This is a genomic window from Bacillus sp. 7705b, assembly GCF_002289525.1.
Classification (GTDB): Bacteria; Bacillota; Bacilli; order Bacillales; family Bacillaceae; genus Bacillus; species Bacillus halotolerans.
Map to the genome: position 1 here is coordinate 15,685 of NZ_NSDH01000048.1, position 14,196 is coordinate 29,880.

A 14,196-nucleotide genomic window follows, 5' to 3' on the forward strand; every position below is an offset into this window, starting at 1 on the left:
ACGTTTTTATAGATGATGAAAACGTATACTTGAGTTTTATAATTAAATAAACGAGAAAGCGCAAAAAAAGGCCGCATATGCGGCCTTTTGTATTGATCTCATTCCATTAGGCGTTGACTTTCACCATTGGTTTCAGTTCATTCAGCCATTTTTCGAATTCAGGGATCGCCATTTGCTGAGCAGAGTCAGAAAGTGCGACTGATGGATCAGGATGAACCTCTGCCATTACGCCGTCAGCACCGATCGCCAAAGCGGCTTTAGCTGTCGGAAGAAGGAGGTCGCGGCGGCCTGTTGAATGCGTCACATCAACAAAGACCGGCAAATGCGTTTCCTGTTTCAGAATTGGCACAGCTGAAATATCGAGCGTGTTTCTCGTTGCTGTTTCGTATGTTCTGATACCGCGCTCACAAAGGATAATTTGATCATTGCCTTGTGCCATAATGTATTCAGCTGCATTGATGAATTCCGAGATCGTTGCAGCAAGTCCGCGTTTCAGAAGGACAGGCTTTTTCACGGAACCTGCAGCTTTCAGCAATTCAAAGTTCTGCATATTACGCGCACCGATCTGAATTACATCAATGTAGTCAAGCGCTTCTTCAATATGAGCCGGAGTTACGATTTCGCTGATAACAGCCAGATCAAATTCATCCGCTACACGTTTTAAGATTTGGAGTCCTTCTACACCGAGGCCTTGGAAATCGTATGGGCTCGTACGAGGCTTAAAGGCTCCTCCGCGAAGAATTTTAATCCCTTGTTTTTTAGCAGCCGCAGCCACTTCCGCCACCTGCTCATAGCTCTCAACCGCACATGGTCCGACGATAAATCTTTGCTGGCCGTCTCCGACTTTTTCACCTTTGATATCAACGATTGTATCTTCAGGTTTTTTCTTACGGGAAACAAGAAGCGCTTTACTGTGATCTTCCTCCTGAAGCTCTAAACCTGCTTTAAAGATTTCTTTAAAAATGTGCTGGATAGTAGAATTTTCGAATGGTCCGTCATTGTTTTCAATGATTTTATTTAACATTGTGCGTTCTCTGACAGGATCAAAGCGATTGACACCTTGCGCTTCTTTCGCTTTACCGATCTCTTTCACAACATTTCCGCGCTGGTTGATTAATTTTAAAATTTGCAAGTTTAATTCGTCTGCCTGCTGCCTTAGAAGCTCTAATTCTGTGTTGCTCATTTTTTTCATCCTTTCCCTGCACATTCATTTTTTATTTTGTAGTTAACATGCATCTTACTATAAGTAAAACCAAATGGAAATACTGAAATACAAAATTTTTAAAAAAGTCTACTTTATTACCCAAACGCTTTTAAGTGATAAAGTAATGTATGATGCTATCGTACATGATGTGAAGAAAATGATCAATAGTTTTTTTCAAAAAAAAAGCGCCAGATCATATCTGGACGCTTTTTTCTAGGACAGATGCTGCTCAATCGCCGCTTCTGTAATTTGTGAATGTGAGGTATGCCACTTTACTTCACCGTTTTGGATCACGAAAACTTGAGGGCTTTCGTGCTTGACTCCGTATGTTTCTGCGATGAAATTTGACAGGGGCCGTGCCTCTTGTACTTGCAGATAGTAAGCCGGCACTTCTTCATGCTGATTTGCAAAGGCATTAAATTCTTGAAATGCGGCTTGGCTGATCGGGCATGTTAAGCTGTGCTTAAAAAACAAGAAAGTGCCTTCCTTTTCTGCAATACGCTTAAACTCTTCCTCAGATTGAATTAGCTGTTTTGCCATTAGTCAAGTCTGCTCCTTCCGGGCTCAGCGGTTGATGTGCTCGGCCTGTTTTTGTGCATCTTTCAGCTCGTCTTTTACGTCTTCTTTCGTTTGGAGGACTTGATCTTTTGCTTCGTCAGCCGCCTGCATTGCTTCTTTTTTCATATCTTGCGTAGCAGATGATGACTCGGTATTTGCAGATTTTGAACGGTCTCTTAAATCTTTGACCTTGTTCATGATCTGTCCTGACTGATCGGCGACAAGCTGTGTGATGTTAGATGTTTTGTCTTTTGCAATGCTGACATATTGTGTGCCTTTTTCTTTTGCATCTGCCGTCATTTTATCTGTTTTATCCCGCAGAGCAACAGCTTGATTTCCGAGATCGTCGCGTAGTTCTTTCCCAGATTTAGGTGCTAGGAAAAGCGCAGTGGTGGCTCCGATGATTCCTCCGATTAAAGTACCGATTAAAAAATCTTTACTATTAATTCCATCTTTGCTCATCATTATTCCTCCTCAAAGTGTTTTTCTCTCTTAAAGAGCTGATTTCTTTCGCTTCCACTTCTCCCAAATTTCCATTGCTGCTTGGCTCCAGGTGACAACCTGATTGATTTTATCTTGGTTTTCTCTCACTGATGCCGATACAGACCCTGCCGCCTGCTTCATTGATGTATTGAACTGCTGCACAGAGGTTCCCACCCCTTGAACAGCATGAACGACCGTGTTCAGCTTTTCTGATTTTTCCTGAATATCTTCAGCCAAGCGGTTGGTCTTATGTAAAAGCTCGGCAGTTTCAGTGGTAATGCCTTTCATTTGTCCCTCCAGCCCTTCGAGCGTGGATGCAACATGTTTTAATGTCAGCTGCAGTGACTTTAGTGTTTTAGACAAATAGATCACTAAGACGAGAAATGCTACTGCGATTAGTGCAACGCTTAAATAAAGAATGATAATCATCTTAAACCTCCTTGCTGCAGGATATACTGCTGTTTACCCGATTTGTAAAATCATAAACATATCTGTTGGGCTGTATACATATTATTCTCCATTACATTTGAAAAATCCTTTAAGAGGATTTTTCTTCAGATAAATAAAAAGCAGTGAAATCACTGCTTTTTATTATGCCATGACGTTTTCGTAGGCTCTCATATATTTTTGGATATCTCCTGCTCCCATAAAGATGAGAACGGCTTTATCATGAGCTTTTAAAACAGATGTATCATCTTCTGCAATCAGCTTGGCATTATTAATTTTTCCCTGCAGGTCGCCGATCGTCAGCTTTCCTGCGTTTTCCCGGGCTGACCCGAAGATGTCGCATAAATACACACAGTCTGCCCCGCTCAGGCTTTCAGCAAATTCATCAAGGAATTGCTGTGTCCGCGTAAATGTATGTGGCTGGAATACCGCAACGATTTCACGATCAGGATATTTCTGTCTTGCCGCCTCAATCGTCACTTTTATTTCTGTCGGATGATGAGCGTAATCATCAATTAACACTTGGTTTCCGAGCTGTTTCTCATTGAATCTGCGTTTGACGCCGCCAAATGATTTAAGGCCATGTTTAATAACGCTGGCGTCAATTTCTTCATAATGGCACAACGCGATGACCGCCAATGAGTTCAATACATTATGATGGCCATACGCAGGAATATAAAATGTGTCATAGAATGTATTGCGGACAAAGACATCGAAAGTTGTCCCTTCTGTGCTTTTTACAATGTTTCTCGCTTGAAAATCATTTTCTTCTCCTGTGCCGTAATAAACGACAGGCACATTCGCATGGATTTTCGGCAGATACTCATCATCACCGCAGGCAATAATGCCTTTGTTAACTTGAAGAGCCATTTCCTGAAAAGCGTCAAACACATCGTCAATATTTGAGAAGTAATCAGGGTGATCAAAATCAATATTCGTCATAATCGCGTAGTCAGGCTGATAGCTTAAGAAATGGCGGCGGTATTCGCACGCTTCAAATACGAAGTATTCGCTGTTTTCATTTCCTTGGCCTGTTCCGTCCCCGATTAAGAAAGACGTCGGTTTTGCGTTTTGGATAACGTGAGCCAGCAGCCCCGTAGTCGACGTTTTACCGTGCGCACCAGTAACCGCGACACTGGTGAATTTTTTCATGTAGTCACCTAAAAACTTATGATAACGAATCACCGGAATTCCGTCAGACATCGCTTTTTCAATCTCAGGGTGCGTGTCTGGGAATGCGTTTCCAGCGATAACTGTCATGCCGGGTTTGATGTTATCCGCGCTAAAAGGAAGAACAGTGATGTTTCTTTTTTCAAGCGCCGTTTGTGTAAAAATGAATTTTTCGATATCCGATCCTTGGACAGTATATCCATTATCATGAAGTATTTGGGCAAGCGGACTCATACCCGTCCCTTTTATTCCAACAAAATGATAAACAGTCATAATTGTACCTCCAACAAACGTCTATCTGTTCCCCAGTATATGACGTTCATTTCAATTTGCGACCGCGGCGGCTGAAAAGCCGCCTGACGGCGTATCCTTATATTTTTTGTTATGTTCAGTATCCGGTTATTTCTTTCCGATTAAACCTGAATATCACGATTTCTATGCCCATTTGCTGTAAAGCGGCATAGCTGTTAAATGCTCTATCCATTATCATACCATGTTTGCTGTGAAAATGAACCTATATTATTCGTTTATTAAATCACTTGCAGTGATCAGCACCTCTCGAGGCTTGCTTCCTTTCGCCTCAGAGATCATACCTTCCGCTTCCATCATATCAATCAGCCTTGCAGCCCGATTATATCCGATTCTGAATCTTCTTTGCAGGCTTGACGTGCTTGCACTGTTTTGCTCAACAACAAATTCGCACGCCTCATAAAACAGCTCATCCTCTTCCTTTAAGGCAGAGCCTTGTCTGACCAATTCTTCCTGTTCGAATAAATAAGCTGGCGGCAGCTGGTTTCTGACATGGGAAACAACACGGTCAATTTCTCGGTCCGATACAAAGTTGCCTTGGAGACGGACCGGTTTTCCAGAACCGTTCTCCAAAAAGAGCATGTCTCCTTTGCCGAGAAGTTTTTCCGCACCTGCCATGTCAATGATTGTTCGGGAATCAACCTGGCTGGAGACAGAAAACGCAATTCTCGTCGGGATATTCGCTTTAATCAGACCGGTAATGACATCGACTGACGGACGCTGAGTCGCGACAAGCAAATGGATTCCGCAGGCTCTTGCTTTTTGAGCAATCCGGGCAATGCTTTCTTCTACATCATTTGGAGCTACCATCATCAAATCCGCAAGCTCGTCAATGACCACAACTAAATACGGCAATTTTTCGCCCGTTTGATGATCAGAGGTTAATTGATTAAAACGGTCAATATCGCGAACACCGGAATGGGCAAACAGTTCATAGCGGCGCTCCATTTCCTCAACGACCCATTTTAAAGCAGCAGTGGCCGCTTTGGCGTCGGTAATGACAGGGCTGACGAGATGAGGAATTTTGTTGTAAGGCGCAAGCTCTACCATTTTCGGATCAATCAGCAGCACCTTCACTTCACTCGGATCAGCTTTATAAAGCAGACTCACTAAAATCGTATTGATGCACACGCTTTTTCCCGATCCTGTAGCTCCGGCAATAAGACCGTGCGGCATTTTCTTCAGATCAATGACAACAGGATTCCCCGAAATATCCAATCCAAGTGCTGCCGTAAGCGGTGACGTGCTCGTCCTGAAAGCAGAGCTGCGAATCATTTGGCGCAAATCAACCACCTTGCTCGTGCGGTTCGGCACTTCAATTCCGATCGTGTTTTTCCCCGGAATCGGCGCTTCTATTCGAATATCTCTGGCGGACAGGCTGAGTTTAATGTCATCAGACAGGTTGGTGATTTTATTCACCTTTACACCCGGTTCAGGGTGTACTTCAAATCTTGTGACTGACGGCCCTTGCGTTACATGAACCACATTGGCCCGAACGTTAAAGTTTTTCAAAGTTAAATCAAGCAGCTGACGCTGGTTTTCTATCCACGCAGTATCGTCCTGAACTTGTGCTGGCGGCACATCAAGCAGTGAGACATTTGGGAACACATAGCTTCCGCGGCGCTCCCCTGCTTTTTGCTGTTTATGCGCATCGCTTTTCAGCATCATAACATTAAAAGGAACAGACGGTCCCTTCTGAAGTGCTGGACTTCGTTCAGGATTGTTACTCGACTTCTCGGTTCTGTTCTGCTGTTCTGCTGGGGCCGTGCGTCTTTCACCCGCAGGACCTTCTTCCTCCCGGCTTTCATCCGCCGCAGAATAGGATGGAGAATCCTCTTCTGTGCTATGTTCGGGTTCTGGATAGTCATTTATCTGGGCCGCGGTTGCTTCAGGCTGGCTGTTTTCCTCTATCACTTGAGCTGATGCAGCTTCCGGAATGATTTCTTCGTGAGCAGCTGTATGGCTGTCTGACAGTTCCTCTGCTTCTTGCCCGGCATCTGCCACAGTCTCTTCCTCGTATCGTTCATTATGCAAGAAAGGCTTTTCATGCTCATGGAATTCCATTTCTTCTGCTGGGGCTGAGGTGTCAGCAGTTTCTGGAACAGCTTTTTCACGAACGTTTCCTTCGTTGGCTGACGGCTCTTCTGCCTCAGTTTCAGCACCTGTCACAGCCTCTTCCCCATATCGCTCATCGGGTAAGAAATGCTCTTCCTTTTCAGGCTCTTGGTTTTCCGTTTGTTCTGCTTGAGTTGAGACGGTGTCAGCAGTTTCCGGAACAGCTTCTTCGCGGGCATATCCTTCGTTACCTGACAGCTTTTCTGCTTCCATTCCGGCACCTGTCACAGTCTCTTCCCAAGATTTTTCTTCGCGCAAGAAAGATTCTTCCTGCTGCTTCATTTGTTCTGTTTCTTCTGACCGCATCTCAGCAGCTTTTGGAGCCATTTCGTCTCCAGCGTTTACTTTTTTGTCTGACAGCTCCTCTGCTGAGTGCTTTGCCATTGTTTCATTCGTACTTTTTAGGACGCCAGAAGGCTGTTCTTCGAATCGGTCATATGAAAAGAGAGGCTCCTTCTTCTGTTGCTGCGGCGGCCGGTCCGGCATTGGATAGCTGCGTTCGCGTTCGATTTCTTCTGAAAGCAGCGTTACCTTCTCTTCTACAGGTTCCGGCTTTTTTTGCACACCTTTTTTTTCCGCAGATTGTTTCGGCACGTCCTTTTTCACAGATGGTTTTTGATTAAATCCATATACAGGCGAAGGTATATTTGTCGGTTTAAAAGGTTTCTTGGCCGGCTCTGATTTTTCATATGTATAATGCTCTTTTTCATTATTTGTGCGGTCTCTGTGCTGAGCAGCGCTCGAACGAGGCTCGGCTTGCGGTTCCTCCGATGGCGGGCGGCGCCTTCTCAAATCATTTTTTTGGTATCCGTCAGGCACAACCGGAAAACGGAACTTGCCTTTAGGATATTCGTAATATATTTTAGGATCTTCCAATCGTTTTAATTGTCCTTCGGAGTGATGCGTTTCTTGCTGTTTCGGAATTTGAGCAGGTTTTGTCTCCCGTTCAGCGTCCTCTTCACTCTCTCCTAAAAATAAATCAAAAAATTTATGAAGCCAACTCATAATTCATCTCTAACTCCCTTATAGTTTTCTGGGACGATTTTTAGTATACCACTGCTTGTCGGCCCAGAAAAGATTAAGCTTTCAGCAAAACAAAGCCGCTAAACAAGGGCTTAGCGGCTTTTTTTACATGATTCGATTTTTTCGGCGTATTTATGGGAGTCTAAAACTGAAATGCGTCTCCAGCCTCATGGTCTCCTTCTAATACAAGGATTCCTTTTTCAGCCGGAGCGTCAGGCAATGCAAGCTCTTTTGCGGAGCAGATCATTCCGCTCGACGGTACGCCCCGAAGCTCAGCATCCTTAATGACGAGTCCGCTCGGCATCACAGCGCCGACTTTGGCAACGACAACTTTTTGACCTTGATCAACATTAGGCGCGCCGCAAACGATCTGAAGCGTTTCATCTCCTACGTTGACTTTACATACGCTTAATTTATCCGCATTTGGATGTTTTTCTTTTGATTCAACATATCCGACAACAAACTTTGGCGATAAATCAACGACTAATGTTTCTTCAATGCCGTTTCTGTTTAGCATTTCATTCACATCTTGAACGAATGTTTCTGAAAGGGCAACAGGGCCGTTTTCATTAATGGTTAAGTATGAAGACGCGTTAAAGATGTTAAAACCCGTCGTTTCATTTGTTTCGCTATTGAAAATTTTGACGACGTCGCCGTGTTTTTCATAGCCTACTTGCTCGCGCGTTACGTCTTTTAGAGAGATCAGAAGTGTATCTCCCACACCTTCTTTATTATAAAAAGCGTTCATAAGTAAAAAATCCTTTCTAATCCTTTTTCGGACGGCTTTTTGCCAAGATAAACACCGGCTCCAGCTTTCCTTCATTATACAGGAAAGAAAGCGCCGTAATCGGAACGGTGCCGCCTGCAAAGAAGCTCATCGACATTTGTCCTAAAATATCATACCCTGATTCATTCCGAATGTCAGCAAGTATCAGAACGTCCTGATGCGGAACAGAGATCGCGAGCTCACCTTTAGCATTTTGTTTATACTCATTTAAAATCGCTTCGTTCAGAATCCGGCTGGCGTCGTAACCGTCGTTTGCTCTGAAGAAGTAAAAGAGATTGCCGGCAACAGTATCCTCTTTGACAACCGTCGGCAGAGAGCGGAGGTTAAACGCAGCCGTTTCTCTGATCCGCTCCCTTGTCCAGTTTTCTTTCTCCAGCATGCGCTGATCAATTAAACGATAGGTTTTGCCCAGATCAAGCGCGTAGTAAATTCTTGTTTCTGCGGTATGATCGTCATAAATAAGCGGAATCTCTTCGCTGGACTTGTCCGGAAAAGAGGTTGAGCGGATGACCGGATAAATGCGGCTTTCCTTCCCAGTTATTTCCTGCGACTTCCCTTCCATAGCTGTCATGGCTTCTGATACATAGTAAACGATCTCGTCAATGGCTTCGTCTTTTTTCAGTTCCCATTTTGCAATAATCGGCGGCAGGTCGAGCGTAATTCCTTTTTTAGTTGTTTCATCCTCAACACGGAGGGTGTCTTTTTCTCTGTCAAATAAAAAGGAGCGATTCTCGTGCTGAAGGCGCTGTTTCAATATGTCTGACAGCTTCCTTGAGGTCATTTTCAAACCGGATATCCTCCTTTACGCTTTTGCGAGAGAGTCAGTTAAAAACTGTTCAATTTCTTCTTTTGTTTTGCGGTCTTTGCTCACAAAACGATTCACTTCTTTTCCTTCATTAAACACAACAAAGCTTGGAATGCCGTAAATCTCCCACTCCGCGCATGTATCAATAAATTTGTCGCGGTCTACATAGTAGTAAGTGAATTCAGGAAAGTCTGCTTCCAATTCCGGAAGAAAAGGCTCTACAAAACGGCAGTCCGGGCACCAGTCGGCAGAAAACATAAATACTGCCCAATCATCCTTTACCGCTTTTTCCAATTCTTGCGTTGTCTCGATTTTTTTCATCGGATATCCCTCCAGTTGTTTATGTTCTTACATGTTAGTTTATCGATACTCGTCCATTTGGATCATACCAAACTGCTTGCGGCAAAACCACTTATATGCAACGAATGAATATGTAAGATAAGCTTTCCCATTATCATTATCATATTTTATTTGCATTATCAAGCACGTTTCGTTTAACATCTTTTACATGAGGGTAAAATTGACAAATGGTCATACATAAGGAGGGATCCAGTTTGGAGTTTATCGTCTATTTAGCCGGAGAAATCCACAGCAATTGGCGGGAGGAAATAAAGGAGAAAACGAAGTCACTGAAGCTGCCGATTACGTTTGTCGGCCCGATGGAGCATCACGACCGTTCAGACAATATCGGAGAAGAAATCATGGGCGCTCAGCCAAACGCAGTCTATAAGGACGACAAGGCTTCTGATATCAATAACTTCAGAACTGCCGTCTTGATGAATAAAGCCGACTTTGTAATCGCCTTGTTTGGCGAAAAGTATAAACAATGGAACACAGCAATGGATGCTTCCTATGCCATCGCAAAAGGCAAACCCCTGATCATCATTCGTCCTGAATCGCTACACCACCCATTAAAAGAGCTTTCAAACAAAGCGAATATGACTGTTGAAACGGTGAACCAAGCCATTAAAGCACTTTCCTATGTATTTGAAACAAAATAAGAAAAAAGCTTGTCGGCATGGCTTACAGCCTTGCTCAACAAGCTTTTTCTCCAGGTTTTACATATTTTCTTTAATTGCTTCAACTGTCTGCTTGTCACAGGCAGTTACGAGCTTTATCAGCATTTCTTTAGCCGCAGCGTAATCATCAATATGGATAATAGATGCATTTGTATGAATGTAGCGGGAGCAGATCCCGATAACTGCTGACGGAACGCCGCTGTTTGAAATATGCACTCTGCCTGCATCTGTTCCGCCGCCCGAAACAAAGTATTGATATGGAATCTGATGCGTTTCAGCCATATCCAGAACAAATTCTCTCATTCCGCGGTGCATGACTGTTGTTCTGTCAAGAATGCGGAGCAAAAAGCCATTTCCAAGCTGCCCAAACTGCTGTTTATCGCCGCTCATGTCGTTTGCCGGACTGGCGTCAAGCGCGAAGAACAAATCCGGTTTGATCATATGAGACGCTGTCTGTGCGCCTCTTAAGCCGACTTCTTCCTGAACGGTTGCGCCAGCGTAAAGCGTATTCGGCAGTTCTTTACCTTGCAATTCCTTCAGCAATTCAATGCTCAATCCGCAGCCGTACCGGTTATCCCACGCTTTTGATAATATTTTCTTTTCATTCGCCATAATGGTAAACGGGCATACAGGGACAATTTGCTGGCCCGGTTTAATGCCGATTTTGATAGCGTCTTCCTTATCATCCGCTCCGATATCAATCATCATGTTTTTGATATCCATCGGACGGTTTCGCTGAGCATCTGTTAACAGATGCGGCGGTATGCTTGAAATAACTCCCGGAACCGGGCCGTTATCTGTTTGAATTTCCACTCTTTGTGCCAGCAGCACCTGACTCCACCAGCCGCCGAGCGTTTGGAACCTCAGTAATCCGTTATCTGTAATGGATGTCACCATAAATCCGACTTCATCCATATGTCCAGCCACCATGATTTTCGGCGCGTCCTCTCCGCCTTTTCTGACTCCGAAAACACTTCCCAGTCTGTCCTGAACGATATCATCGGCATATTTGGCAAGCTCCTGCTTCATAAACGCACGGACCTGATGCTCATTGCCCGGCGCTCCGGGAAGCTGCGTCAGTGTTTGGAAAAGCGCTTTCGTTTCTTGATTCATGTTTTCCCCTCATTTCTATGTAGTTCTTTTATTTTATTAGAAAAAATTCTGTTTTCCAAGCACTCTGATTGAATCTGCTCAATGAGCCGCGTATCGCTTAACAGGATTTGGCGGTTTCTGTATAATGGAAGTATGATCAATCAGGAGGTGCTTTATTTTGAAATTGCGTCATCTTCTTTTAGGAGCAGGACTTGGAATTTGTACGGCTGTTGTTGTGAAGCAATATGTGATGAAGCCTTATATTTCTTCAGAAAGAGCGCTTCGTATCGTAAAATCCGCTTTTAAACAGCGGGGGCCGATTGATGGATCATGGATCTACACCCAGCCGGAGCCCTACAATGTGAATGGAGAAACCGTGCAGGTGTACAAGACCGGTGTTACACGGTCAGCTTTCGGAGAACTAGAGCAATATGAAGTGATGGTGGATGCGAAAACGGGGAGAATTGTAGATGTCATCGATACAATCGCGTCTTAACACCGGACAAGCGTAAAATAGGAGCCGCTGCCCATGCAGCGGCTCTTTTTATATTATATCGCGCGAATTGGTTTGTATACCGGATACCACATCGCGTCCTGCACAGCCTGAATGATGTCCTCAGGCTCTTCAGTGGCCACGCCTTCCTTAATGGCGGTTTTAGCGACTTCAACTGCAACCGTTGCCGATACAGTCCGTAAATCCTCCACCTTCGGAAGCATCGGCGCGCCAGGCATGCCGACATTGACCATACTTGCGATCGCGCGGGCACATGCTTCAAACATGCCATCGGTGATTAATTTTGATTTGGTGACAATCGTTCCAAGCCCAAGCCCTGGGAAGACTAGTGCGTTGTTGGCCTGTCCGATATGATATGTCACGCCGTTATATTCCACTGGCGGGAACGGGCTTCCTGTCGTAATCAGCGCACGGCCTTCTGTCCATTCAATTAAATCTTGCGGTTTTGCTTCGGAAAGAGTCGTCGGATTCGACATCGGCAAAATCGCCGGACGTTTTACGTGTGCCGCCATTTCTTTTACAATTTCTTCAGTAAAGGCACCGGAAACCGTAGATGTTCCGATCAGGATCGTCGGTTTCGCCTGCCGGACCACTTCAAGGAGATCAATGCCCCCTCCTTCTCCGTTACGCTGATAATCCTTCACTTCATCAGCCGAACGGGCATAAGGCTTTTGGAAATCGAGAAGCTGATCCATATCATCTGTTAACAGCCCGTTTCGGTCTATGCACCAGAATCGCTGGTATGATTCTTCCTCACTCAGCCCTTCGCGCACCAATGCTTCCCGCAGCTGTTCAGCAATTCCGATTCCGGCTGTCCCCGCTCCGAATATGACGACTCTGTGATCCCTCAGCGGCACTTTAGACGCTTTTGCACAGGATAAAACTGCCGCAAGAGATACAGCGCCTGTACCTTGGATATCATCATTAAACGTACATACTTTATCTTTATAGCGTTTCAAGATGCTGCGCGCATTTTTCGCTCCGAAGTCCTCCCAGTGGAGCAATGCATTCGGGAATGTCTCTCTCGCAAGTGAGACATATTCATCAATAAATTGGTCATAGCGTTCACCGCGCACTCTGGAATGCTGATTGCCGACATAAAGCGGATCGTTCAAGAGGCTCTCTTGATTTGTGCCCGCATCCAAAACGACAGCCAGCACTCTGCTCGGATCAATTCCGGCAGCGGCCGTGTATACCGCAAGCTTGCCAATTGATATCGCGATACCGCCGACTCCCCAGTCTCCGATTCCTAAAATCCCTTCAGCATCGGTTGCGACAATTAAATCGATGGCATCACTTTTGTCTTTAAACTGTTTAAAGGCCTCTCTCATGCCTTCCGGGTCATCGATGGACAGATAGAGCCCTCTCGGCTTCCTGTATTCATGGCTGTATCTCTGAATGGCCGTACCTACTGTCGGCGTGTATACAATCGGGAGCATTTCCCCTAAGTGGTCATTTAACAAACGGTAAAACAGCGTTTCATTTCGATCGTGCAGCGCTGTCAAATAAACGTTTTTACTTAAATCATCAGGCTGTGAGGAAAACTGTTCGTACGCTCTTTTTGCCTGTTCATCAATGGTCAATACCTTCGGCGGCAAAAAGCCATTCAATCCGAGCGCTTTTCTTTCCTCTGTTGTAAAAGCTACTCCTTTGTTCAAAAAAGGAACAGAGAGTACTTCAAGGCCTCTTAATGTTGTCTGAATTTCTCCTTCGTTCGTTACTTCAAATTGTTTCACCCTGCCTCTTCCTTTCTGAGCATAATTAGTACTAGGTTTGCTTTATTAGCCGGAAATCATGCAGGGTAAACATGAAAATATGCTATTGTTTCTTTCGTTTGAGTGATTCTGTCATTCTTTCGTCCCCGTCCCATTTTAGTGCGCGATATACGGCATCATGATAAAAAATAAACCATGCGTCTTTTTCCGCTGCATACGCCTGCCACTTTTGCTTTTGCGGTATAGAGGTCATCGGATAATCATCATAAGCCAGCACCCATAATGGATTGCGGTGGGCGTGTGTCGGCATCAAATCCGCCATATGTACCGCGGTTTCACCCGCATCCTCACATACAAGAACACAGTGGCCGTCACTGTGGCCCCCGGTATGATGCAGTGTAACCCCCCCTGTTATCGTGCAAGTGTCTTCAAAGGTCTTCACTTGGCCGGCAACCGCCTCCCAGTTTTCTTTCCAGTAGGTATTTTTCGATCTGATATTCGGATGGCGCATTTCATTCCATTCAACAGATGAAGTATAAATAACGGCATTTGGAAAAACTGGCACCAGTTTATCTCCTTCGTATTCCGTCAATCCGCACGCATGGTCAAAATGAAGGTGTGTCATGGCGATCACGTGGATATCTTCAACCGTTAACCCGAGCGCTGCTAATGATGTTTTCACATTGGATTCTTGGGTCACACCGTAGTTTCTTTTTTGTTTCTCAGTCAGCTTTCCGGACCCGATACCGGCATCGACGATCACGTTCAGCCCGTCTTTTTGAATAAGAATTGGATCTGTCCTTAGTTCAATCTGGTTTTTTTCATTGACTGGGTATTTTTTTGACCATAACGGCTTTGGAACAACACCGAACATGGCTCCTCCGTCCATGTGAGTCACCCCTCCGTCAAGCCAAGTTAACGTCGTGTTTCCAATTTTCATCGTTTCCATTTTCAT

15 protein-coding genes are annotated in these 14,196 nt (G+C 44.8%); 2 read left to right on the forward strand and 13 right to left on the reverse strand.

What is annotated here, in order from left to right; genetic code table 11:
- Positions 1–106: 106 nt before the first annotated feature.
- The 10 genes from CJU60_RS18110 to CJU60_RS21465 form a co-directional block, all read right to left on the reverse strand.
- Positions 107–1,183: a bifunctional 3-deoxy-7-phosphoheptulonate synthase/chorismate mutase gene (locus tag CJU60_RS18110; protein WP_024122514.1), complete on the reverse strand. Its 1,077-nt coding sequence runs from the start codon at positions 1,181–1,183 to the stop codon at positions 107–109.
- A gap of 234 nt (positions 1,184–1,417) precedes the next feature.
- Entirely contained in the window at positions 1,418–1,744 is a 327-nt protein-coding gene (ytxJ, locus tag CJU60_RS18115) for a bacillithiol system redox-active protein YtxJ (protein WP_024122516.1), read from the reverse strand.
- Positions 1,745–1,768: 24 nt separating this feature from the next.
- Entirely contained in the window at positions 1,769–2,224 is a 456-nt protein-coding gene (locus CJU60_RS18120; protein WP_095714529.1) for a YtxH domain-containing protein, read from the reverse strand.
- Positions 2,225–2,254: 30 nt separating this feature from the next.
- Entirely contained in the window at positions 2,255–2,674 is a 420-nt protein-coding gene (locus tag CJU60_RS18125; protein WP_024122518.1) for a DUF948 domain-containing protein, read from the reverse strand.
- Between the two features lie 162 nt (positions 2,675–2,836).
- The gene (murC, locus tag CJU60_RS18130) at positions 2,837–4,135 is read right to left on the reverse strand and encodes a UDP-N-acetylmuramate--L-alanine ligase (RefSeq protein ID WP_024122519.1); all 1,299 of its coding nucleotides are present in this window, start codon (positions 4,133–4,135) and stop codon (positions 2,837–2,839) included.
- 246 nt (positions 4,136–4,381) lie between these two features.
- On the reverse strand, positions 4,382–7,291 hold the full coding sequence (locus tag CJU60_RS18135; protein ID WP_095714530.1) for a DNA translocase FtsK: 2,910 nt from the start codon (positions 7,289–7,291) through the stop codon (positions 4,382–4,384).
- 160 nt (positions 7,292–7,451) lie between these two features.
- Complete coding sequence (gene ytpR / locus CJU60_RS18140) at positions 7,452–8,057, reverse strand: YtpR family tRNA-binding protein (protein WP_095714531.1); 606 nt, start codon at positions 8,055–8,057, stop codon at positions 7,452–7,454.
- Positions 8,058–8,073: 16 nt separating this feature from the next.
- Positions 8,074–8,883: a DUF1444 domain-containing protein gene (locus CJU60_RS18145; protein ID WP_024122522.1), complete on the reverse strand. Its 810-nt coding sequence runs from the start codon at positions 8,881–8,883 to the stop codon at positions 8,074–8,076.
- Positions 8,884–8,898: 15 nt separating this feature from the next.
- Positions 8,899–9,222 carry a thioredoxin family protein gene (locus tag CJU60_RS18150; protein WP_010331513.1) on the reverse strand — a complete coding sequence of 108 codons (324 nt, stop codon included), beginning with the start codon at positions 9,220–9,222 and terminating at the stop codon, positions 8,899–8,901.
- A gap of 39 nt (positions 9,223–9,261) precedes the next feature.
- Positions 9,262–9,378, reverse strand: a complete 117-nt coding sequence (locus CJU60_RS21465) for a hypothetical protein (RefSeq protein ID WP_125825412.1) — start codon at positions 9,376–9,378, stop codon at positions 9,262–9,264.
- Between the two features lie 77 nt (positions 9,379–9,455).
- Between CJU60_RS21465 and CJU60_RS18155 the strand changes: the two genes are divergently transcribed.
- A complete protein-coding gene (locus CJU60_RS18155; protein WP_024122523.1) occupies positions 9,456–9,902 on the forward strand; it encodes a YtoQ family protein in 447 nt (148 codons plus the stop codon).
- 57 nt (positions 9,903–9,959) lie between these two features.
- Here the strand turns inward: CJU60_RS18155 and CJU60_RS18160 are convergent, their stop codons facing one another.
- On the reverse strand, positions 9,960–11,033 hold the full coding sequence (locus tag CJU60_RS18160) for a M42 family metallopeptidase (protein WP_095714532.1): 1,074 nt from the start codon (positions 11,031–11,033) through the stop codon (positions 9,960–9,962).
- Between the two features lie 157 nt (positions 11,034–11,190).
- On the opposite strand from CJU60_RS18160, the gene CJU60_RS18165 reads away from it, so the two are divergent.
- Complete coding sequence (locus CJU60_RS18165) at positions 11,191–11,508, forward strand: PepSY domain-containing protein (RefSeq protein WP_010331516.1); 318 nt, start codon at positions 11,191–11,193, stop codon at positions 11,506–11,508.
- 53 nt (positions 11,509–11,561) lie between these two features.
- Here the strand turns inward: CJU60_RS18165 and CJU60_RS18170 are convergent, their stop codons facing one another.
- A complete protein-coding gene (locus CJU60_RS18170) occupies positions 11,562–13,262 on the reverse strand; it encodes an NAD-dependent malic enzyme (protein ID WP_095714533.1) in 1,701 nt (566 codons plus the stop codon).
- An 82-nt stretch (positions 13,263–13,344) separates the two neighbouring features.
- Positions 13,345–14,190, reverse strand: a complete 846-nt coding sequence (locus tag CJU60_RS18175; protein ID WP_176471091.1) for a YtnP family quorum-quenching lactonase — start codon at positions 14,188–14,190, stop codon at positions 13,345–13,347.
- Positions 14,191–14,196 lie beyond the last annotated feature (6 nt).

Excerpts from the sequence above, each read along its gene's own strand:
- CJU60_RS18160 (WP_095714532.1), bottom strand. The coding sequence starts at position 11,033 with ATGAATCAAGAAACGAAAGCGCTTTTCCAAACACTGACGCAGCTTCCC.
- CJU60_RS18125 (WP_024122518.1), bottom strand. The coding sequence starts at position 2,674 with ATGATTATCATTCTTTATTTAAGCGTTGCACTAATCGCAGTAGCATTT.
- CJU60_RS18120 (WP_095714529.1), bottom strand. The coding sequence starts at position 2,224 with ATGAGCAAAGATGGAATTAATAGTAAAGATTTTTTAATCGGTACTTTA.
- ytxJ (WP_024122516.1), bottom strand. The coding sequence starts at position 1,744 with ATGGCAAAACAGCTAATTCAATCTGAGGAAGAGTTTAAGCGTATTGCA.
- CJU60_RS18175 (WP_176471091.1), bottom strand. The coding sequence starts at position 14,190 with ATGGAAACGATGAAAATTGGAAACACGACGTTAACTTGGCTTGACGGA.
- CJU60_RS18150 (WP_010331513.1), bottom strand. The coding sequence starts at position 9,222 with ATGAAAAAAATCGAGACAACGCAAGAATTGGAAAAAGCGGTAAAGGAT.
- ytpR (WP_095714531.1), bottom strand. The coding sequence starts at position 8,057 with ATGAACGCTTTTTATAATAAAGAAGGTGTGGGAGATACACTTCTGATC.
- CJU60_RS18110 (WP_024122514.1), bottom strand. The coding sequence starts at position 1,183 with ATGAGCAACACAGAATTAGAGCTTCTAAGGCAGCAGGCAGACGAATTA.
- CJU60_RS18135 (WP_095714530.1), bottom strand. The coding sequence starts at position 7,291 with ATGAGTTGGCTTCATAAATTTTTTGATTTATTTTTAGGAGAGAGTGAA.
- CJU60_RS21465 (WP_125825412.1), bottom strand. The coding sequence starts at position 9,378 with ATGCAAATAAAATATGATAATGATAATGGGAAAGCTTATCTTACATAT.
- murC (WP_024122519.1), bottom strand. The coding sequence starts at position 4,135 with ATGACTGTTTATCATTTTGTTGGAATAAAAGGGACGGGTATGAGTCCG.